The sequence below is a fragment of the Streptomyces polyasparticus genome (assembly GCF_014493765.1).
GTDB classification, from domain to species: domain Bacteria; phylum Actinomycetota; class Actinomycetes; order Streptomycetales; family Streptomycetaceae; genus Streptomyces; species Streptomyces polyasparticus.
The window spans coordinates 1-20114 of record NZ_JACTVJ010000027.1 but is presented as its reverse complement, the minus strand read 5'-3'; the positions used below and the strand labels follow the sequence as shown (position 1 = coordinate 20114).

At 71.1% G+C, this 20114-nt stretch carries 17 protein-coding genes; 7 read left to right on the top strand and 10 right to left on the bottom strand.

Features of this window, described 5'->3' with window-relative positions:
• Positions 1 to 24: 24 nt before the first annotated feature.
• From H9Y04_RS38725 to H9Y04_RS38710, 4 genes are all read right to left on the bottom strand, one after another.
• The gene (locus H9Y04_RS38725; protein WP_187818915.1) at positions 25 to 1026 is read right to left on the bottom strand and encodes an SDR family NAD(P)-dependent oxidoreductase; all 1002 of its coding nucleotides are present in this window, start codon (positions 1024 to 1026) and stop codon (positions 25 to 27) included.
• A 110-nt stretch (positions 1027 to 1136) separates the two neighbouring features.
• Positions 1137 to 2558: a hypothetical protein gene (locus tag H9Y04_RS38720; protein WP_187818914.1), complete on the bottom strand. Its 1422-nt coding sequence runs from the start codon at positions 2556 to 2558 to the stop codon at positions 1137 to 1139.
• Complete coding sequence (gene pelF / locus H9Y04_RS38715) at positions 2555 to 4045, bottom strand: GT4 family glycosyltransferase PelF (protein WP_187818913.1); 1491 nt, start codon at positions 4043 to 4045, stop codon at positions 2555 to 2557. The genes H9Y04_RS38720 and pelF overlap by 4 nt, the downstream gene beginning before the upstream one ends.
• A 163-nt stretch (positions 4046 to 4208) precedes the next feature.
• A complete protein-coding gene (locus tag H9Y04_RS38710; RefSeq protein ID WP_187818912.1) occupies positions 4209 to 6353 on the bottom strand; it encodes a hypothetical protein in 2145 nt (714 codons plus the stop codon).
• A gap of 422 nt (positions 6354 to 6775) precedes the next feature.
• On the opposite strand from H9Y04_RS38710, the gene H9Y04_RS38705 reads away from it, so the two are divergent.
• A complete protein-coding gene (locus H9Y04_RS38705) occupies positions 6776 to 8164 on the top strand; it encodes a uracil-xanthine permease family protein (RefSeq protein WP_187818911.1) in 1389 nt (462 codons plus the stop codon).
• On the opposite strand, the gene H9Y04_RS38700 is transcribed toward H9Y04_RS38705, so the two are convergent.
• A complete protein-coding gene (locus H9Y04_RS38700) occupies positions 8165 to 9283 on the bottom strand; it encodes a glycoside hydrolase family 6 protein (protein ID WP_187818990.1) in 1119 nt (372 codons plus the stop codon).
• A gap of 189 nt (positions 9284 to 9472) precedes the next feature.
• Here H9Y04_RS38700 and H9Y04_RS38695 point away from each other — a divergent pair, with 189 nt between their 5' ends.
• Complete coding sequence (locus H9Y04_RS38695) at positions 9473 to 10165, top strand: DUF5995 family protein (protein WP_187818910.1); 693 nt, start codon at positions 9473 to 9475, stop codon at positions 10163 to 10165.
• A gap of 112 nt (positions 10166 to 10277) precedes the next feature.
• Positions 10278 to 11207 carry an LLM class F420-dependent oxidoreductase gene (locus H9Y04_RS38690; protein ID WP_187818909.1) on the top strand — a complete coding sequence of 310 codons (930 nt, stop codon included), beginning with the start codon at positions 10278 to 10280 and terminating at the stop codon, positions 11205 to 11207.
• A 14-nt stretch (positions 11208 to 11221) separates the two neighbouring features.
• Here the strand turns inward: H9Y04_RS38690 and H9Y04_RS38685 are convergent, their stop codons facing one another.
• From H9Y04_RS38685 to H9Y04_RS38670, 4 genes are all read right to left on the bottom strand, one after another.
• On the bottom strand, positions 11222 to 12919 hold the full coding sequence (locus tag H9Y04_RS38685; protein WP_187818908.1) for a flavin monoamine oxidase family protein: 1698 nt from the start codon (positions 12917 to 12919) through the stop codon (positions 11222 to 11224).
• A 63-nt stretch (positions 12920 to 12982) separates the two neighbouring features.
• Positions 12983 to 13780: a carbon-nitrogen hydrolase family protein gene (locus H9Y04_RS38680; protein WP_187818907.1), complete on the bottom strand. Its 798-nt coding sequence runs from the start codon at positions 13778 to 13780 to the stop codon at positions 12983 to 12985.
• A gap of 228 nt (positions 13781 to 14008) precedes the next feature.
• Positions 14009 to 14461 (bottom strand): Lrp/AsnC family transcriptional regulator, encoded by a 453-nt coding sequence (locus tag H9Y04_RS38675; protein WP_187818906.1) that lies wholly within the window; start codon positions 14459 to 14461, stop codon positions 14009 to 14011.
• 10 nt (positions 14462 to 14471) lie between these two features.
• Entirely contained in the window at positions 14472 to 15887 is a 1416-nt protein-coding gene (locus H9Y04_RS38670) for an amino acid permease (protein WP_187818989.1), read from the bottom strand.
• Positions 15888 to 16207: 320 nt separating this feature from the next.
• Between H9Y04_RS38670 and H9Y04_RS38665 the strand changes: the two genes are divergently transcribed.
• The 4 genes from H9Y04_RS38665 to H9Y04_RS38650 are packed head-to-tail and all read left to right on the top strand — an operon-like array spanning position 16208 to position 19911.
• Positions 16208 to 17320, top strand: a complete 1113-nt coding sequence (locus H9Y04_RS38665; protein WP_187818905.1) for an LLM class flavin-dependent oxidoreductase — start codon at positions 16208 to 16210, stop codon at positions 17318 to 17320.
• On the top strand, positions 17317 to 18132 hold the full coding sequence (locus H9Y04_RS38660) for an SDR family NAD(P)-dependent oxidoreductase (RefSeq protein WP_308801750.1): 816 nt from the start codon (positions 17317 to 17319) through the stop codon (positions 18130 to 18132). The genes H9Y04_RS38665 and H9Y04_RS38660 overlap by 4 nt, the downstream gene beginning before the upstream one ends.
• Positions 18129 to 19130 carry a GDSL-type esterase/lipase family protein gene (locus H9Y04_RS38655; RefSeq protein WP_187818904.1) on the top strand — a complete coding sequence of 334 codons (1002 nt, stop codon included), beginning with the start codon at positions 18129 to 18131 and terminating at the stop codon, positions 19128 to 19130. The genes H9Y04_RS38660 and H9Y04_RS38655 overlap by 4 nt, the downstream gene beginning before the upstream one ends.
• A gap of 7 nt (positions 19131 to 19137) precedes the next feature.
• Entirely contained in the window at positions 19138 to 19911 is a 774-nt protein-coding gene (locus tag H9Y04_RS38650) for an MBL fold metallo-hydrolase (RefSeq protein WP_187818903.1), read from the top strand.
• Here H9Y04_RS38650 and H9Y04_RS46280 read toward each other — a convergent pair.
• Positions 19908 to 20114, bottom strand: a 207-nt coding sequence (locus H9Y04_RS46280) for a hypothetical protein (RefSeq protein WP_214662074.1), incomplete at its 5' end; no start/stop codon positions are given. The genes H9Y04_RS38650 and H9Y04_RS46280 overlap by 4 nt on opposite strands.

Genomic DNA, 20114 nt, shown 5'->3' with positions numbered 1-20114 from the left:
GGTTGTGCAACTGCCGCGTTGCGGTCAGATGTTGTAGATGCCGGTCTTGTAGCGGGCGAGGTGGGCGGGGTCGCGGAAGAAGTCGACGGTGTGCGCGAGCCCGGACTGCAGCGTGTGGCCCGGTTCCCAGCCGGTGGCGGCCCGCAGCCGGGACGCGTCGGCGACCAGGCGCATGACCTCGGAGTTCGCGGGCCGGATGCGCGCCGCGTCCTCGCGTACGTCCAGCTCGGTGTCCATCAGCTTGCCGATGAGCCGAGTGAGGTCGCCGACCGAGATCTCCTCGCCCGTACCGGCGTTGAAGGTGCGTCCGACGACCTGCTCGGCGGGCGCCGTGCCGACGGCCAGGAACGCCTGGGCGGTGTCCTTCACGTACAGGAAATCCCTGGTGGGCCGCAGGTCGCCGAGCGTGACGGTGGTCGCTCCGGCCGCGACCTGTCCGATGACCGTGGGGATCACGGCGCGCATGGACTGGCGCGGCCCGAAGGTGTTGAACGGCCGCAGCGTGACCACCGGGGTGCCGAAGCTCGCGTGGTAGCTGTCGGCGAGCCGGTCGCCGCCCGCCTTCGAAGCGGCGTACGGGGACTGGGTGTTGATGGGGTGGTCCTCGGTGATCGGCACGGTCTGCGCGGTGCCGTACGTCTCGCTGGTCGAGGTGTGCACGAGCCGCGGGATCTCCTGGCGGCACACCGCTTCGAGGACGTTGAGGGTGCCGGTCACATTGGTGTCCACGTAACTGTGCGGCGCCTGGTAGGAGTACGGGATCGCGATGAGCGCCGCCAGGTGGTAGACGGCCTCGGCCCCTTCGGTCAGCGCCTGGACCGAGCCGGGGTCGCGGACGTCGCCGAGGACGATGTCGACCTGGTCGAGCACGTCGGGTGCGAGGGTCTCCAGCCAGCCGTACGAGGAGAAGGAGTTGTACTGCGCCATGGCGCGGACCCGGTGGCCGGCCGCGACGAGGGCTTCGGTGAGGTGCGAGCCGATGAATCCTTCGGCTCCGGTGACGGCTACGAGGGCAGGTGAGGTCACGGGCGTAACTCCTGGGATACGGGATACGGGATGCGGTTGAGCGGTTTCGGTGCTTCGGCGGTGAGGCGTCAGCGGTGGGCGGTGCGGCTTCGGCCGTGGGACGTCGGGCCTCAGCGGTGGGCGGTGGGCCTCGACAGGAGCCGACAGGTGCCGACCGTGAGCACCACCGCGGCGAGTCCGGTGCATATCAACTGCGCCGGTACGTCGGGGAGTTCGGCGGCCCGCGCCGCGGCCTGCGCGGCGGCCGCGGCGAGCGAGACGAGGGCGGGGAACCAGGCCACGGAGAACGCCTGGAGGAGCAGCGCCGTCCAGAACACGGTCCCGAGCAGGAACAGGGCGAGCGGTTCGGTCCCCGCTACCAGCGCTCCCCCGGCGAGCAGGGCCAGATAGGCGCCGAGGCACAGGGCGAGCGCGCGGCCGGAGCGGTCGGTGAATCCGGGCAGGTCGGTGCTGGAGCGCAGCCCTGACGTCCCGAGGGAGCGATAGCGGTAGAGCAGCCACTCGGCGAAGCCCATGCTGAGCGTGAGGACCACGACCGTGCGGGCGTCGAGCGCCCCGGCGAGCGCGGCGAGCACACCGGCCGCCAGGCCGAACAGGCCGTACGGAACGGAGGACAGCACCCCCGGGGCGCGCGTCCGGGCATCGGCGGAGCCGCCGGGAGGCAGCGCTTCGCGCAGCGCGTGCCACGCGACCGCGGCGGTCAGGGCCACCGAGCCGAGCAGCACCCCGAGCACGACGGCCGCGGGAAGGGGCCACAGGAGCGTCGCCCCCGCACCCGCGACAACCGGCAACAGGCCGATGAGCAGGGCCCGTTCACGCCCCAGGACCAGCAGCGCGCTCGCCGCGCCCAGGTACACGGACTGCCCCACGGCGAAGGCGCCGGCCGTGGTCGGCCCGGCCAGGGCGAGCCCGAGCCCGCCGCTCAGGAGAGCACCGACCGGTACGCCGACGCGCAGGGCGCGGGCGGCGCCCGCCGGACCCTCGGCCGAGAGCCGCAGGTACGCGCGGTGGCTGAGGCCCTGGTTCCAGGCCCAGGCGAACAGGGCGGCCGCCACGAGCCCGGTCAGGTCCGGGTGCCCGCGCAACAGCTGGGCGCCGAGCACGTAGGCGAGTCCGGGCAGGGCGAAGGCCAGTCCGCGCAGGGCGCAGCGCAGCGGGTCGGCGCGCCAGGGGTCGGGTCCGGGCGGCAGCGAGGCGTAGTGCCGCGGGACGCGGTCGAAGAGGTCCTCCGCGAGCGTGAACAGATCCGACCTGCCGTACTGCTGCTCGATCCGCTCGGCGGTCAGGCCGTCCGATTCGAGCAGCGCGGCCACCTCGTCGGGGTGCACGGCGACGGCGATCTGCTCGGCGAGCCGCTCGGCGAGCTCGTCGACCGCGTCGGCCGCCCAGCTGGGCCGGGTCCGGCCGGAGCGCTTGCGGGGCAGGTGCGGCAGGCCGTTGGCGCCGGACAGGTCCCGCAGATCGCGGCGGTCCCCGTACGGGTGGGGCTGCCGGTTCCCGTCCCCGGGCAGCAGGCGCAGCGGGCCGCTCATGCCAGGACCCCCTCGGCAGCGTTGTCCAGGGCCTCGGCGGCCGTGTGGCGGCGTTCGTCCAGTTCCAGGTAGATCGAACGGAAGGTCTCGATGGTGCGGCGCAGCGTGAACTGCTCGATGACCCGCAGCCGGGCACGCTCCCCCATCGCGGCCCGCCGCGCGGGATCGCGCAGCAGCTCGAGCGCCGCGCGGGCCATCGCGGCGGGGTCGCGCGGCGGGACGACGAGTCCGCTGTCGCCGACGGCCTCGCGGACGCCGCCCACGTCGGTGGAGACGGTGGCGCGGCCGCAGGACATGGCCTCGATCAGCGTGAACGGGAAGCCTTCGCTGATGCTGGACAGCATCACCACGTTGCCGGCCGCGTAGGCCTCCAGGATGTCGTCCACCCGCCCTTCGAAGGTGACGGCGTCCTCCTGCCCCAACTCGGCGGCGAGCGCGGCGCACTTGTCCCGGTAGGCCTCGCCTCCGCGCGGAGCACCGCCGTACAACCGCAGCCGCGCCTCGGGGAGTTCGGCGCGCACCAGGGCGAACGCGCGGATCAGCGTCTCCAGGTCCTTGATCGGGTCGATCCGGCCCGCCCAGCTGAGCGTCGGCGTCACCGGCTCGGGGCCCGCTGGCGGGAAGGCGGCGGGATCCACGCCGTTGTAGACGGTCCGGATGGCCCCGGGTGCGGCGCCGCCGCGCTCCTCCCACAGCCGGTTGTAGCGGTTGCCGGGGGTGATGAGCGTGGCCACCCGGTAGGTCTCCTCGGCCAGCAGCCGGAAGAACCCGAGAAGGAGGTACTTCACCGGCCAGGTGAACTCTCCCGTGCGGTAGCCGAGATAGCGCTCGCGCAGATACACGCCGTGCTCCGTCAACAGCAGCGGTACGCCGTGCAGTTGCTGCCCGACGAGCCCCGGCAGCACGGCGAGTCCGCCGCTGACCGCGTGCGCCACACCGTCGGCGGGCGGTTCGGCGGCCAGCGGACGCAGGGCGTGCTCCAGGAGATCGGTGGCGGTGAGCGCGTCGTGCAGAGTGGGCCGCGCCGCGGACACCTCCAGGTCCGTGCGGTTCCACAGGTCCACCAGGATCCGCAGGGCCTGCCGGGTACGCAGCGCGGGACCGAGCCGTCCGTCCCTGGCCATCGTGGCGAGGCCGTACAGGGCGACCCCGAAGTACCGCTCGACCTCCGGGTCTAGAAGCGAGGTCAGGAACAGCTCGTACGTGGAGAGGACCTGGTCGAGCCGACGCCCGCGGGGCGCCCGCCCGCCGGACGGCGGGCCCCACAGCGGAACGGTGACGGGTGTGCCGACATGGGAGGGCAGCTCCCACACCAGCGGTTCGCAGCCGGTGCCGGTGACGGCGGTGATGTCGAAACGGAAGTCCGGCATCCCGCGCACGAGTTGGTCGCACCACACGCTCACACCGCCGTGGCTGTGCGGATAGGTGCCTTCGGTCAGCAGGGTGACCCGGGCCGCACCGGAGTGCGGCGGGTGCAACGGTGACATGGTTCTGCTCCCCCGGGGGTCTGCCGCGCACGGGTCCGGGCGGGCCTGTGGCGGCAGGTGTGCGATACGGCCGGTGCCGGGAGTGCGGGGCCCCCGGCACCGGACCGCTGGTGCGTCGAAGCGGGTCGTACGGGAAGGTGCCGCCCCTGCGGCACCTTCCTGGTCAGTCCGTGACGCCGTACGGAACGTGCCGGCGCACACCCTTGGGCGTCGGCAGCTCGCGTGCGGGCTCGGCCACGGGCTCGGCGGCTTCCGTGGTGAGCGCCGTGGTCTGCGTGCCGGGCAGCGTGAGGGTGACCTGGGTCTGCAGCGGGGCGGGCGAGACGCGTCCGGACAGCGAGCCCGCGTAGGCGGTGCCGAACGGCGCGGTGCCCAGGAGCACGTTCTGCCGGGTGCCGGCCGGCATGGTCGCCGTGGTCTTCACCCCGGCCGGTGCCTGCACGGTGACGGTGTCGCCGATCCGGTAGGCGGTGACCCGGCCCGCCGCGACGGCGGCGTCCCAGGCCGCGCGCTCGGTCAGCTCCGCGCCGATGTCCCGCTGCCGCAGGTTCACCAGCGGGGTGCTGTCCGCGTACAGACCTTCGTACGCGGCGATGATCGCGTTGAGGACCGGGTAGGCGATGCGGTCCTCGGCGAGGTTGGACTGGTGGATGAAGTGCGGGCGCGGATCGTTGGCCAGTGCGTGCGACAGCGCGATCCGCGTCTCCAGCGGCACGATGTAGTCCGTGTAGCCGGTGGCGGGGTCGAGCGGCGCGTCGAGGCAGGTGGTGTTGGTGGCGGTCTCGCAGATTCCGCTGCCGCCGTCCGCCTTGCGCGTGTAGATCCAGTTGTACTCGTCGATCTGCTCGGCGGTGCGGCCCGCGTTGTAGAAGACGTTCATCGGATAGCGCGGCACGGTCAGGGCGGGTCCGACGGCGCGCTGCTTCGACTCGCGCGAGTTGTCCGAGGCGAGGCTGCGGATGCCGGTGTCGGAGAGGGCGCCCGCGAGGTTCGGGTTGTCGGTGGGCTGCTGCGGGAGCGTCTTGAGACCCGAGTGCTCTCCGGTGACCAACTCGTCGTTCTGCAGCGGCAGTCCGGAGTTCACCCCCCAGGTCCGGTTGTCGCGGATCTGGGCGGCGATCACCGCACGGGTGACCCATTTGGTGCTGCCGTCGGTGTTCTTCGCGCACACCCAGGGCACCACGGAGGTGTCCTGCACACAGCCCAGGTAGGGGTGGTCGTAGGTGTGGTTGACCCAGCGGTAGCGGGCCTTGTCGGCGATGAGCTGCTGCCCGAGGGGGTCCGAGCCGCCGTTCTCCGCCTTGTGGCGCACGCTGCCGCCGCCGTTGTAGACCATGTCGAGCGTGAACTTCCGCTCCGTGGACCACTGGGCCGCGTACTTGGCGTCGTCGGCCGTCATCCGGATCGGCCGCGGCTCGCCCTGCCCGGGCTGGCAGTCCACGTCACCGGGCGTGCAGTTGAGCACGGTGTCCCAGCGGTCGTCCGCGCCGAAGACGTCGTCCACGTGCACCGCGAAGTAGTTGCGGTCCATGCCCAGATGGACGCCCTGCGTCATCCAGCCGACGATGCCCCGGGCGAGCAGCCGGTACTGCTGCTGGTGCTGGTTGTAGACGAAGGTCACGACGAGCTGGCGCCGGCCGTCGTGCCGGTACTCGCCGACGATGGTGCCGCGCTCCTGGCTCTGCGGGAGCGGCACTTCGACGTACGAGGTGAAGTCGGCGCCTGCGAGGGGCTTGGCGGCGAAGGCGTAACTCTCCCCCACCGTCGGCGAGTTGTCCTCGAAGGGCACGGCGCCGTCGAGGTAGCCGAAGGGACCGGCCTTCCCCGCGGCGGTCACCTGTGCCTTCGCGCCGTCGAGCGAGCCGGTGTAGCCGCCGTTGGCCGGATAGTCGAGCCCCACCTCGGGGCGCGCGTAGGTGTAGGCGTCCACCTGCGGGATCGCGAACTTCTTCTCGTACGTGGCCAGCGCGGCCATCTCGGCGGAGCCTTCGCCGAACGGGTTGTCGTTCGGCAGCACGACCGCCTGGAACTTGGCGCGCGGTCGTCCGGAGACGGTGTCCGAGAGGAACGCGGCGTTGATGGCCGGACGGTCGGCGCGGTTGAGATCCACGAGCGTGTACGGCGTGCCGGCCCCGTCGAGTTCGGCGGCGATCGCGGCCGTCGCGGGGCCCCCGTCGCTCACGACGAGGATCTTCAGATCGATGCGCGGCACCGGGTCGGCGGCCGCGGCTTCGAAGGGTGTGACGGTTGCCAGGGCCAGCGACGCCGTGGACAAGGCGAGTGCGGCTCTGCGCAGCTTGCGGTTCATTGCGGAATGGATCCCTCCCCGGAAGGGCGTGCCGACTCCCGGACGACATGTCCCTTTCCCACTGCGGGAGGCCAGGTGTGGCAGTCGCCCCTGTGCGTCCCGCTCTGTCGGATCACATAGTGGGGCGTCCGGGGCGTGAAATGTGGGGGCCCTGTGAAAGGTGGCGAGATCCCTTCCCGCACAGAAGTCCGGTACGAGGGCCCTGACGAGCCACCCCGGCGGTCCATACCTCTAAAAATATTTTGGCCACTCGCTGAATCCGGCCAATTACGCAACGTTCCGGCCGCTCCGTCGTTGCGTGCCGGAAAAACACCCTGCCACCTGCGCGGGTCCCGACAAATCGTCGAGAAGAGCACACACGTGCGGCGCCTTAACATTGCGGGGATCATCACGGCTCCGCGCGAGGAAAGAGACCAGCCACCATGAATCTCGGCGTCCGCTGGACCCTGCACGGCGACGGGCGCACCCCGGCGCCCGGCGCGGTGGTCCGCCCCGACGAACGGCTCTCCTGGCCGCGCACCTTCGGCCTGGGCGCGCAGCATGTGGTGGCCATGTTCGGGGCGTCGTTCGTCGCGCCCGTCCTGATGGGTCTCGACCCCAACCTCGCGATCATGATGTCGGGTGTCGCGACGGTGATCTTCCTGCTCGCGACCCGCGGCAAGGTGCCCAGCTACCTGGGCTGTTCGCTGTCGTTCGTGGGCGTCGCGGCCGTCATCCGGGCGCAGGGCGGCAGCAGCGCCACGGTCACCGGAGCGGTGCTCGTGGTGGGTGCCGCGCTGTTCCTCGTCGGTCTCGCGGTGCGCAAGTTCGGCGCCCGGATCATCCATGCCGCGATGCCGCCGGTGGTGACCGGTGCAGTGGTCATGCTGATCGGGTTCAACCTGGCGCCGGTGACCGCCTCCACGTACTGGCCGCAGGACCAGTGGGTGGCCCTCCTGACCATGCTGTTCACCGGTTTGGCCGTGGTGTGCCTGCGCGGTTTCTGGGCGCGGATCGCGATCTTCCTCGGCCTGATCTTCGGATACGGGATCTCGTGGCTGTTCGACCGCGTCTTCGGGAAGATCAACTCGGTGGTCGGCGGCGGCGCGGCCACCGACCACTGGCGGCTCGACCTGTCCGCGGTCGGCAAGGCCGACTGGATCGGTCTGCCGAACTTCCACGGACCGTCCTTCGAGTGGTCCGCGATCCTCGTCGCACTGCCCGTGGTGATCGCCCTGATCGCCGAGAACGCCGGACACGTCAAGGCCGTCGGCGAGATGACCGGCGACAACCTCGACGACAAGCTGGGCACCGCGATCTCCGCGGACGGCGCCGCCTCGATGCTCTCCACCGCCGTCGGCGGCCCGCCGAACACCACGTACGCGGAGAACATCGGCGTCATGGCCGCGACCCGCGTCTACTCGACGGCCGCCTACTGGGCCGCCGCCCTGTTCGCCCTGCTCTTCGGCCTCTGCCCGAAGGTCGGCGCGATCGTCGCCGCCATCCCCGGCGGTGTGCTCGGCGGCATCACCGTGATCCTGTACGGCATGATCGGGCTGCTCGGCGCCCAGATCTGGATCAACTCCCGGGTCGATCTGCGCAATCCGCTGAACCTGGTGCCGGCCGCCGCGGGCATCATCATCGGCACCGGCGGGGTCAGCCTGAAGTTCACCGACACCTTCGAGCTCAGCGGGATCGCCCTGGGCACGCTGGTCGTGATCAGCGGCTATCACGTGCTGCGCGCGTTCGCCCCCGCGTACATGAAGGAGAGCCGCGAGCCGCTGCTCGACGAGGGCACCTCGCGGTACGACGACGAGGGCGCCAAGGGCTGATCAGCTGCCGGTCACCAGGTCGTACGCGTAACTCGGCGTGAACGTCCCCGGCTTGCCCTTGCAGCCGTCGGACTCACCCGGCAGCTTGACCCAGAGGAACGCGTCGATCCGGGACCGGCCGGTGGAGAGCGTCGGCGGGCGGCCGAGCTTGCGGCCCGCCGGATCGCACCATTCGCCGTCGGGCGGCGCTCCGTTGCCGTTGCGGCTGGTGTCGATCACCGCGCCGAGGCCGGACGGACCGCCGAGCGCGCTCAGGACGGACTGCGCGTAGGCGACTTCGTCGTCGGTGCGGTGGAAGTTCGAGACGTTGGTGAAGATGCCGTCCGACGACGCGGACGAGGCGGCACCCGCCTGACGCAGCGCGGAGGCCATCTTGGACGGTGAGTGCCAGCCCGAATGGCCCGCGTCGTAGTAGACGCGCGCGTTGGGGTTGGCGGCCTTCAGGGTGCGACCCGCGCGCGCGAGGGAGGCGAAGCGGGCACTGCGCCGACCGGCGTCCAGGCATTCGAACTGGGCGAGCGAGTCGGGTTCGAGTATCACGATCACCTCGGAGGAGCCGAGGCCCGCCGCGAACTTCTGGATCCACGCGTCGTACGCCCCGAGGTCGGGCGCTCCGCCCTGCGAGTGCCCGCCGCAGTCCCGGTCCGGGATCCCGTACGCCACGACCGTGGGCACCTGGTCCCGCGCGGCACCGCCCGAGGTCACCGACCGTACCCGGGACGTGATCGTGTCCGGGCTGTAGTCGGCGAACCACACGGCGGCGGGACGGTCGGCTATCTGCGACTTGATCTGCGCGTGCCGCGGATCGCCGGCGTTGGCGCGCACCCAGTCGAGCACCTGGGACTGGCCGTGCAGATACAGGCCGTTGGACGCGGATGCCGTGGACGTCTTCGGCTCCTTCTTGGGAGCCTTCGTACCGGGCTTCTTCGAAGGCGACTTGGACGGCTTGGGTGACCCCGACCCGCTCACGGACGGCGAGGGCGTCGGTATCGCGGGCAGCGGCTCCAGTGTCGGCGCCTGCGTCTCCTTCCGGCCGGCCTCGTCCGCGGCTCCCCCGCCGTCGGCGAGCACCCCGGTGACCGTGCCGGCCACGACGACCAGCGAGGCCACGGCCGCCATCCCGTTGCGCAGCTGCCCTCGTCTGCGCTCGCCCCGGTCGGCCCTGCGCTGCGCGCGTCCGCCTTGCACGTCCTCTCCCCCCACCATTTCTCTTCCCGTACACGGCCCTCGGGCGCCCCGTTCCCCCGATCCGGCGAAGCTCCCGGCCCGGCGGACCTCCCCGCAGCCTACGACTGGGACGCTGCGTGCATGACGCAGACCGGTCACATCACAGCAGACACCCCGCACGTCACCGCTGTCGCGTCGCGGATGCGCGCCCTGGACGAGCGGTGGCCGCGGACGGACGGCGTGGCTGTCTTCAACCGGATCTATCTGGCGGTCACCGAGGAGATCGACTCACGGCTGCGCAGTGGCGCGTTCCCCGACGTCGTGGCCGCACAGACGCTCGACGTCCGTTTCGCGGAACACTATCTGGACGTGGTCGACCACGTGGCGGAAGGGGGCCGGCCGCCCGCGTGCTGGCGGCCGCTGTTCCAGTACCGGGGCCATCGCGGCGTACGACCGCTGCAGTTCGCCCTTGCGGGCATCAATGCGCACATCGGTCACGATCTTGCGCTGGCCGTGGTGGACACCTGTCGTAGCCTCGACTGCGAACCCCGCATGATCGAGGATGAGTTCGACCGGGTCGGCGAGATCCTCGTGACGCTGGAGGAGCGCATCCGCGAGGAGCTGATGCCGGGACCCGATCTGCTCCAGGTCGCCGATCCGCTCACGCATCTGCTCGGCTCCTGGAGCCTGGAGCGCGCACGGGAGGCGGCGTGGTCGGCGGCGCGGGTCCTGTGGAGCCTGCGCGAACTGCCGGATCTTGCCGAGGAGTTCACCCAGCGGATGGACGCCGGGGTCGGCCTGGTGGGCCGGTGCCTGCTGACGCCGTGGCGCTGACCTCGGGCTGTGTCACCCGTGAAATACGGGGCACGGCAGGCATGTTGTGCGCGTCAGTCATGTCGTGCGCAGCGGGCATGCTGTGCGCGGCACACCCACCAGGAGGTCAGGTATGGCGATCCGGCTCGGTCTTTCGCTCCCGCAGATGAAGCAGTTCGACATCGGCCGCGACATCCCCGCGGTGGCACGGGCCGCCGAGGACTTGGGCTACGAGAGTGTCTGGGTCTTCGAGCGGGTCCTGTACCCCACCCCCATGCGGCAGGGCCTGGCCGGCATCGAAGGACTGCCCTGGCCCGACGGGTACCGCTCGGTCGCCGAACCGCTGGTCTCCCTCACCCTCGCGGCCGCCGCGACCGACCGGGTGCGCCTCGGCACCAGCGTCATGGTCGCCCCGCTGCACATCCCGTTCGAACTCGCCCGCGCGCTCGCCACTCTGGACCGCGCGAGCGGCGGCCGGGTGGTGGCGGGCCTGGGCACCGGCTGGGCCGTGGACGAGTACGCGGCCCAGGGCGTCGCACCGTTCGAGCGGCGCGGCAAGGTCCTCGACGAACTGCTCGACGTGTGCGCGGCCGCCTGGGGCCCCGACCCGGTCTCGTACGAGGGTGAGCTGACGCGGATCGTGCCGTCCGAGGTCGGACCCAAGCCCGCGGGCCAGCTCCCCGTGTACCTGCCGGCCTTCAGCCCGCGCGCGATGCGGCGGCTGGTGCTGCGCGCGGACGGCTGGATGCCGATCGCGATGGGCGCACCCCAACTGGCCGAGTCCTGGCGGAAGGTGCAGGACCTGGCCGCCGAGCACGGCCGCGAGCGACCGGTCGACGTGATCGTCCGCATCAACGCCCGGCTCCAGGACAAGCCGTACGAGGGCGACGACCGCGAGCCCTTCCAGGGCAGCGTCGACCAGCTCGTCGAGGATCTGGCCGCGCACGCGCAGGTCGTCCCGGGCACCTACTTCTTCGATCTGCAGAGCGGCGCCCGGGACGGCGAGGAGCTCAAGGACCAGGCGGCCGCGGTGTACGAAGCCGTGGCCGCGTCCGGGATCTGAGCCTTGGGACCCGGTCAGTCCTCGGGCAGTTCCACCGGCGCGATCTCCTCGAAGACATCGCCGGGTCCGGGGTTGACCGGGTCCGTGGCGCCGCCGAACTGGTGCATGACGCCCCACACGGCGTTCAGCGCGGTCTGCACGGCGCCCTCGGCCCAGCCCGCCGTCCAGGAGATGTCGTCGCCGGCGAGGAAGAGGCCGCGCTTGTCGTCGGGCAGACGGTCCTGCATGAAGTGCGTGAACAGGCGCCGCTGGTAGCGGTAGTGGCCCGGCAGGTTGGCCTTGAACGCGCCCATGAAGTAGGGCTCGTTCTCCCAGGAGACGGTGACCGGGTTGCCGATGATGTGGCCGCGGATGTCGACGTTCGGGTAGATCTCGCCGAGCGACTTCAGCATGACCTCCATCCGCTCGTTCGCGGACAGCGGCAGCCACTTCAGGCTGTCGTCACACCAGGTGTACGAGAGGCAGATGACGGCCGGCTTGTCCGGACCGTTGTCGAGCAGGTAAGTGCCGCGCGTCATCCGGTCGGTGAGGGTCATCGACATGACGTCGCGCCCGGTCACCTCGTCCTTGTCCAGCCAGAACGGACGGTCGACGGGCACGAAGAGCTTGCTCGACTCCATGTAGTGGGTGCGCTCGATCGCCGTCCAGTGGTCGATCGGGAACAGCTGGTCGTCGCACTCGATCTTGGAGAGCAGCATCCAGGACTGCGCGGTGAACACCGCGGCCCGGTACGTACGGATGTCGCCCGTCGCGTCCGTCACGGTGATGCGGTTGCCCGCGGTGCGGTGCAGGCGGGTCACGGCGGGGCGCGGCTCGCCGCCCTCGTGCAGCGTGCTCAGCGAGGTCCCGTAAGCCCAGTGGACGATCTTCTCGGGCGTGCGCTCCCAGAGCCGCAGCGGCAGCTGCTGGCTGCCGCCGACGATGCCGCGGTGGTGGTCGTCGGCCTCGGTGTAGACGACGCGCAGGATCTCCAGGATGGAGTTCGGGAAGTCGGTGTCCCAGCCGCCGGTGCCGAAGCCGACCTGGCCGAAGATCTCGCGGTGCCGGAAGGACTTGAAGGCCTCGGAGTCGCAGAGGAAGCCGTAGAAGGTCTGGTTGTCGAGCTTCTCGACCAGCTGCGCCCAGATCCGGCGGATCGTGGGGATGTCGCGCTCGCGCAGCGCGCGGTTCATGGCGGAGAAGTCGGCGCCCTCTTCGAGACAGGCGTTCCAGGCGTTCATGACGTCCCGGTAGACCTGCGGCAGGTCGTCCACCGAAGTGGCGTAGTGCGACTCGCCCTTGAGGTCGACGACGGTCGAAGGCGTGGACTCGGCGAGGGGGTTGGGGAACGGCTTGGTCTCCAGGCCCACCAGGTCGATGTAGTGCTGCAGCGCCGTGGAGGACGGCGGGAAACGCATCGCGCCCATCTCGGCGGTGAGTTCGGGGTCGCAGCCGTCGAAGCCGACGGTGCGCAGCCGGCCGCCGATTTGGTCGGCCTCGTACACGACGGGCTTGAGGCCCATCTTCATCAGCTCGTACGCGGCGATGATGCCGGACAGACCGCCGCCTATGACGGCGACCTCCTGGCCGTGCTCGGTCGCGGGTATCTGGCCGAGGCCCGCCGGGTGCGCGAGGAAGTCGTCGTACGCGTAAGGGAAGTCCGGACCGAACATCGTGATCGGCGGCTGCGTCGCCGAGGTGTGCTGGACGGCCGTGGGCACCGTGGACGTCATGGGGTACGGACTCCTTGCGCGGGGTGAAGAGACGCGGGGTGAAGGGAAGGGAGGCAGGTCGGGTCAGATCAGGGAGCCGTACAGCCCCGGCCGCCGGTCGCGCAGATACGGGTTCTCGGCGCGCGAGGCGGCCAGGAACTCCGGGTCCACGTCGGCGAAGAGCAGCTCGGCGCCGCGGCCGCCGCGGGTGCGGGCGATGCCGTCGGGTCCGGCGAGCGTGGACAGGCCCACGAACTCGAACTCGCCCTCCGCACCGGCCCGGTTCACATACGCCACGTACATCTGGTTCTCGAAGGCGCGCACCGGCACGAGCGACTCGGCCACGAACTGGAAGGGGTGCATCTGCGCGGTCGGCACCAGGAGGAGGTCGGTGCCGGCGAGTGCGTGGGCCCTGACGTTCTCCGGGAACTCCACGTCGTAGCAGATCATGATCCCGATCCGGAGCCCGCCGAGGTCGGCCTGGACGACGGTCTCGTCCCCCGCGGTGAAGTGCTCCTGCTCGAAGCCGCCGAAGAGGTGGGTCTTGCGGTAGTCGGCGAGCGCGGCGCCGTCGGGGCCGGCGAGGCGCGCGGCGTTGTACACGCGCTCGCCGTCGCGCTCGGGGTAGCCGTAGACGATCGCGATCCCGTGGCGTGCGGCGGTCGCGGCGACGGCCTGGGCCGAGGGGCCGTCGGCGGGCTCGGCCAGACGTGCGATGTCATCGCCGATCGCGTACCCGGTCAGATACATCTCCGGGCAGATCAGGAGCCCCGCGCCCAGGGCGGCGGCGCGCTCGGCGGTCTCGTCGAGGAGTGCCAGATTGGCCTGCACATCGCCGGGTGTTCCGGAGTTCTGGAGCAGGGCGGTGCGCAACGGCGGCATGGGCGGACCTCGGTGGTACGGAAGGTTCGGCGGGGACGCCTTGAAGGTACGTTCGACGACAGACCCGCGACAAGCCACGACCATTGCGCATTCGCGTGCTGTTTGTTGCGCGAAGAGGCCCTTGAGCGGCGATTCATTGCATGTAGCTGTGGGCAGTCGTGCCGCAGGGCGGCACGGGTGGGCACAGCGGCACCCCACGGCAACGCCGCCCTGCACGGACCCGCACCCCTACTGCGGCGCCCCCGACGAATACCGACGCAGCAGCGGCGACAGCACAAGGACGGACTTCGTCCGCTCCACGAACGACTCCCCCGCGATCTTCTCCAGGACCTGCTCGAAGTGCCGCATGTCCGCGGCGAAGATCTGCACCACCGCATCCGCCTCCCCCGTCACCGTCGATGCGGCGGCAATCTCCGGATAGCGCTCAAGACCCGCCCGGATCGCATCGGGAGAGGTCTGGCTGCGGCAGTAGATCTCGACAAACCCCTCGGTCTGCCAGCCGAGCGCCGAGGGGTCGACGCGCACCGTGAACCCGGTGATCGCACCGCTCGCCCGCAGCCGGTCCACGCGCCGCTTCACCGCGGGCGCGGACAGGCCGACCAGCTGGCCGATGTCGGCGAAGGAGCGCCGGGCGTCCTCGGCCAGGGCGTGGACGATGCGTTCATCGAGCTCGTTCAGCACGGCGGGCGGGTCACTTCTCCTCGGTCGCAGGGGCGCCGGCCGCCTCCACGGCCAGACGCGAGCGGCGCCGGCCGTACGCGAAGTAGATCGCGAGTCCGAGCGCCATCCACAGGCCGAACACCGTCCAGGTGATGGCCCGCAGCGACACCATCATCCACACACACAGCCCGAAGCCGATCAGCGGGAACAGCGGAGCGAACGGCACACGGAAGGAGCGGTGCAGGTTCGGGCGGGTGCGGCGCAGCACGATCACGGCGACATTGACCAGGGCGAAGGCGAAGAGCGTGCCGATGCTGGTGGCGTCGGCCAGTTCGCCGAGCGGGACGACGGCGGCCAGCACACCGCAGAACAGCGAGACCCAGACGGTGTTGATCCGCGGCACACCCGTGCGGGCGTGCACCTTGGCGAAGGACTTGGGGACCAGACCGTCGCGGGACATCGCGAAGAGGATGCGGGTCTGGCCGTAGAGCACCGCGAGCACCACGGACGCGATCGCGATCACCGCGCCGCCCGCGAGCACCGTGCCCCAGAAGGTCTGACCGGTGACCTCGTTCATGATCGCGGCGAGCGTGGCCTCGGTGTCGGTGAAGCCCTCCCAGGGCCGCGCGCCGATGGCCACGAACGCGACCAGGACGTACAGGGCGGTGACGATGCCGAGCGAGAGCAGGATCGCGCGGGGCAGGTCGCGCTGCGGGTTCTTGGCCTCTTCACCGGCCGTGGACGCGGCGTCGAAGCCGATGTACGAGAAGAACAGGGTCGCGGCCGCGCCGCTGACGCCGGCCATGCCGAGCGGCATGAAGTCCTCGTAGTTGCCGGACTTGAAGCCGGTCAGGCCGACCGCGCAGAACAGCAGCAGTGCGGCGATCTTCACGGCGACCATGATCGAGTTGACCCGGGCGGACTCCTTGGAGCCGCCGAGCAGCACCACGCCCGCGAGCAGCACCAGGATCAGCGAGGGCAGGTTGATCACGCCGCCGTCGCCGGGCGGCGCCGCGAGCGTGTCGGGGATCGTGACGCCGATCGTGCCGTTGAGGAACTCGTTGAGGTATTCGCCCCAGCCGACGGCGACCGCCGCGATCGAGACGCCGTACTCGAGGATGAGGCACCAGCCGCAGACCCAGGCGATGAGTTCGCCCAGGGTTGCGTATGCATAGGAGTACGAGGATCCGGCGACCGGGATGGTGCCGGCCAGCTCGGCGTACGAGAGGGCCGAGAAGAGCGCCGTCACACCGGCGATCACAAAGGACAGCGTGACGGCGGGACCGGCCTTGGGCACGGCCTCGCCGAGCACCACGAAGATGCCGGTGCCGAGCGTGGCACCGATGCTGATCATCATCAGCTGCCACATCGACATGGTGCGGCGCAGTCCACCGCCTTCGCCGTGACCTCCTTCGGCGACCAGACGCTCGACCGGCTTGCGGCGCATCAGACTGCCGAACAGGGACTGGCCGGTGGCAGGGGGCGGCGCGACGGACACCTGGGGACTCCTCGGTGGGGTGTGGGGGACCGCAAGACCATACGGCGTACCGCATTCACTTGCGTAACGCAGCGAATCGCTATGCGGAGGGAATGATTCCCTCGTTTCCGTCCGGAATACGGCAGTTCGTTGCGCACCGCCACTCGACAGCCCGTACCGCTGTGACCATTGACACATCCGCCGGGCTCGCTCATCCTCCTCGCCGCCCGAGCGCGGCATCTTTCGGCATTTCGAAATCACCGCTGACGGATCGAGGAGTGTGGCCCCGGATGGATCTGGATGTCCTGTACGAGATCGATGTGCCCAAGCCCTGGAACGGTCCGCACCCCTACGGCCAGCGCGAGGCCGAGCAGCGCGCGTACCGCGAGGCCGTGGAGCAGATCAGGCTCGCCGACCGGGTGGGCTTCCGCACCGTCTGGGCGGTCGAGCACCACTTCCGCGAGGGCCGCTCGCACTGTCCGGCCCCGGAGGTGCTGCTCGGCCACCTGGCGGCACTGACCGAGCGGATACGGCTCGGCTTCGGCGTGACCCTGACCCCCTTCGGGTTCACCCCGCCGCAGCGCATCGCCGAGAAGGTCGCGGCCGTCGACATCCTGTCCGGCGGCCGGGTCGAGTGGGGCACCGGGCGTTCGACGCCGATGGAGCAGACGGCGTTCGGCGTGGACCGCGAGCAGTCACGGGCGGACTGGCGCGAGGCGATCGAGATCGTGACGGGGATGTGGCGCGAGGAGTACTTCTCCTACGAGTCGCCGCGCTTCTCCTTCCCGCGCCGGATGGTCACCCCTAAGCCCGTGCAGGACCCGCATCCGCCGGCCTGGATGGCGGCCACCTCGGCGGGCTCCGCGGAGGTCGCGGGCGAGGCCGGCATGGGGCTGCTCTCCTTCTCGATCATGCAGCCGCTTGAGAAGATGGCCCAGCAGGTCGAGGCCTACCGCCGGGCCGCCGCGGCCCCGTCCCCGCTCACCGACGTCACGACGAACCGCGTCAGCGCGTACACACTCGTCCATGTCGCCGACAAGCCCTCGCAGCGCGTCTGGGACTCCGTGGCCTGGTGGTACAGCAATCTGGCCCAGTTCACGCTCGACTGGGAGCTCCCCCACCTCTCCCCCGAGGAGCGGGACCGCACCTTCCCGTTCCTGAACCCGATCCTCGAAGGGCACGTCCCCGTAAGGGAGTTCAACGACGGCGACATGATCCTGATCGGTGACGCGGAGACCGTGATCCGCAAGGCAAAGCACTATGCGGACCTCGGCATCGACCAGCTGATCTGCTACGTCCAGTGGGGCTACCTGGAACACCAGGAGATCCTGCGGACCATCGAGATCCTGGGCAAGGAAGTCATCCCGGAGCTGGCGGCCTACCGGCCGCGGAGGCCGCAGTGAGCGGGGTGGCGCCTCTGGACGACTCCCCCGTCCCGGACTACCCCTCGCTCTCCCGGCTCGACGGCCGCTGCTTCGTGCTGCTCGGCGCGGGCAACGGCATCGGACGGCAGACCGCGCACGCGCTCACCGCATCGGGCGCGCGCGTGGTCTGCGTGGACATCGACAAGGAGCGGGCGGAGGCGGTGGCGGCCGAGACGGGGTCGCTCGCGCAGGTCGCGGACGTCACCCGGCGGGAGTCCGTACGGGACCTCTTCGCCACGTCCGTACGGGAGTCGGGCGCGGTGCACGGGGTCGTGGACATCGTCGGAATGGCCCGCTACAAGGCGCTCGCCGACCTCGACGACGAGGAGTGGGACTGGCACTTCGACATCGTGCTGCGCCACGCCCGGCTCGCGATCGAGTACGGGGCCGAGGCGGTGGCCGCGTCGGGCGGCGGTCCGCTGGTCTTCGTGGCCTCGGTCTCCGGGCTGACCGCCGCGCCCCTGCACGCAGCGTACGGCGCCGCGAAGGCGGGCCTGGTCTCGCTGGTCCGCTCGGCGGCGGTCGAGTACGGCGCGCGCGGCGTCCGGGTCAACGCTGTGGCGCCGGGCGTGGTCTGGACCCCCCGCGTGGCCGGTCTGCTCGGCGAGGAGGGGCGGGCCCGCAATGCCGCCAACGCCCCGCTCGGCCGGGTCGCCGAGACCTCCGACATCGCCTCCGCGCTGCTCTTCCTGGCCTCCCCGCTCTCGTCGTACATCACCGGCCAGACGCTGGTGGTGGACGGCGGGGTGGGCGTGAAGTTCCCGTATCCGACGATCGGAGGTGAGCGGTGAAATCCTTGCTGCGCGGCGTCAGTTGGCTGACGGACGAGGGAGAACCGGTCCGCGCGGATCCCGCCGACCGGGACCGGCTGCCCGGCGACACCTGGGAGCGGGCGACCGTCCCGGCGGGGCTGCGGTACGAGTTCGTGGCGGAGGGCGCCACGGTGGTGGAGGTGACGTACTCCGCCACGGAGCCGGGGCCCGCCGACGCGTACCGACGCACCGAGCCCTTGTTCACGCTCCTTCAGGGCGAGCAGGTGGTGGCGGAGGCGGCCGCGGGGGCGGGACGCGAGCAGGTCGTGCGTCTCGAGGCCTCGCTCGACCAGGTCGTCCGCCGGCAGGCAGCGCTGAGCGGCGAGTTCACGCTGCATCTGCCGGAGGTGCTGCGGCCGGTCGTGCACGAGGTGCGCGGAGTGGGCGGGACGCTCAGCCCCGCTCCCGACCGGCCGCGCTGGCTGGTCTACGGGGACTCGATCAGCGAGGGCTGGACCACGTCGCGCCCTCATCTCGCCTGGCCCGCGCGGGCCGGCCGGGCACTCGGCCTGGACGCCGTGAACCTCGGGTACGCGGGAGCGGCCCGCGGCGAACTCGCCTCCGCGCAACAGCTCGCCTCCCTGCCCGCCGACCTGATCACGCTGGCCTTCGGCACCAACTGCTGGAGCCGTACGCCGAGTTCGGCGGAGCTCCTGCACGAGACGACGCGGGCGTTCCTCGGCCTGGTGCGCGCGACACACCCGGATGTTCCGGTCCTGGTGGTCTCCCCCGTCGTACGCCCCGACGCCGAGTACGAGGCCAACGCGCTCGGCGCGACCCTCGCCCGGCTCCGTGCGGCACAGGAGCGCGCGGTGACCGACACCGTGGACAAACGGCTGCGGCTGCTGTCCGGCGCACGGCTGATCAACGCGGAGCATCTCGTCGACGGGGTGCATCCCGGGGACGAGGGCCACGCGTTGATCGCGGGGGCGGTCGTGGAGGTGCTGCGGGAATTCCGTGCAGGGGCGGCGAGTTGACCGGGGCATGACCGCATCCCTGACTGTCACCTACCTCGGCGGGCCCACGGCCCTGCTCGAACTGGCCGGGCTCCGCCTGCTCACCGACCCCACCTTCGACCCGCCCGGCGAGTACCCGATGGGCTCGCGCAAGCTGGTCAAGACGGGCAGCCCGGGCCTCGACCCGGACGAGGTGGGCCTGGTCGACGCGGTGCTGCTCTCGCACGACCAGCACCCGGACAACCTGGACCACGGGGGCCGCGAGTGGCTGGCCCGCCAGCCGCTCGCGCTGTCCACGTCGGCGGCGCGCGAGCGGCTCGGCGATCCGGTGCGGGGGCTGGCGCCTTGGGAGTCCGCCGAGCTGAGCCGCCCGGACGGCGGGACGCTCACCGTCACGGCGGTGCCGGCGCAGCACGGCCCGGACGGTTCGGAGCCGGTCACCGGGCCGGTGCTCGGTTTCGTCCTGTCCGGGGACGGCCTGCCCACGGTGTACGTCAGCGGCGACAACGCCTCGCTGGATGTGGTCCGTTCGATCGCCGGGCGCTTCCCCGGGATCGACTCGGCGGTGCTGTTCGCGGGCGGAGCGCAGACCGTGCTGTTCCCCGGTGAGGATCTGACGCTCTCCAGCGAGAACGCGGCGCTGGCGGCCGAGATCCTGGGGGTGCGCAAGGTCGTTCCGGTGCACTTCGAGCAGTGGGCGCACTTCACGAACGGCCGGGACACTCTGACCCCGGCCTTCGAGAAGCGGGGCCTGGGCGAGCGTCTGCACCTGCTGCAGCCGGGCGGTCGCACGACGGTCTAGCCCAGGCTGTCGCGTGGCCTCCAGGGCGAGGCGGTCACGTGACCGTCCGGCCCTGGCGGCCACGCGACCGACTCGCCCTGGCCGATCTCCCGGCCTGCCGTCCCCTCGCCCTGGCCGATCCCCTGACCTGCCGTCCCCTCGCCCTGGCCGATCCCCTGACCTGCCGTCCCCTCGCCCTGGCCGATCCCCTGACCTGCCGTCCC

Excerpts from the sequence above, each read along its gene's own strand:
- H9Y04_RS38720 (WP_187818914.1), bottom strand. The coding sequence starts at position 2,558 with ATGAGCGGCCCGCTGCGCCTGCTGCCCGGGGACGGGAACCGGCAGCCC.
- pelF (WP_187818913.1), bottom strand. The coding sequence starts at position 4,045 with ATGTCACCGTTGCACCCGCCGCACTCCGGTGCGGCCCGGGTCACCCTG.
- H9Y04_RS38710 (WP_187818912.1), bottom strand. The coding sequence starts at position 6,353 with ATGAACCGCAAGCTGCGCAGAGCCGCACTCGCCTTGTCCACGGCGTCG.
- H9Y04_RS38705 (WP_187818911.1), top strand. The coding sequence starts at position 6,776 with ATGAATCTCGGCGTCCGCTGGACCCTGCACGGCGACGGGCGCACCCCG.
- H9Y04_RS38700 (WP_187818990.1), bottom strand. The coding sequence starts at position 9,283 with ATGGCGGCCGTGGCCTCGCTGGTCGTCGTGGCCGGCACGGTCACCGGG.
- H9Y04_RS38695 (WP_187818910.1), top strand. The coding sequence starts at position 9,473 with ATGACGCAGACCGGTCACATCACAGCAGACACCCCGCACGTCACCGCT.
- H9Y04_RS38690 (WP_187818909.1), top strand. The coding sequence starts at position 10,278 with ATGGCGATCCGGCTCGGTCTTTCGCTCCCGCAGATGAAGCAGTTCGAC.
- H9Y04_RS38685 (WP_187818908.1), bottom strand. The coding sequence starts at position 12,919 with ATGACGTCCACGGTGCCCACGGCCGTCCAGCACACCTCGGCGACGCAG.
- H9Y04_RS38680 (WP_187818907.1), bottom strand. The coding sequence starts at position 13,780 with ATGCCGCCGTTGCGCACCGCCCTGCTCCAGAACTCCGGAACACCCGGC.
- H9Y04_RS38670 (WP_187818989.1), bottom strand. The coding sequence starts at position 15,887 with ATGCGCCGCAAGCCGGTCGAGCGTCTGGTCGCCGAAGGAGGTCACGGC.
- H9Y04_RS38665 (WP_187818905.1), top strand. The coding sequence starts at position 16,208 with ATGGATCTGGATGTCCTGTACGAGATCGATGTGCCCAAGCCCTGGAAC.
- H9Y04_RS38650 (WP_187818903.1), top strand. The coding sequence starts at position 19,138 with ATGACCGCATCCCTGACTGTCACCTACCTCGGCGGGCCCACGGCCCTG.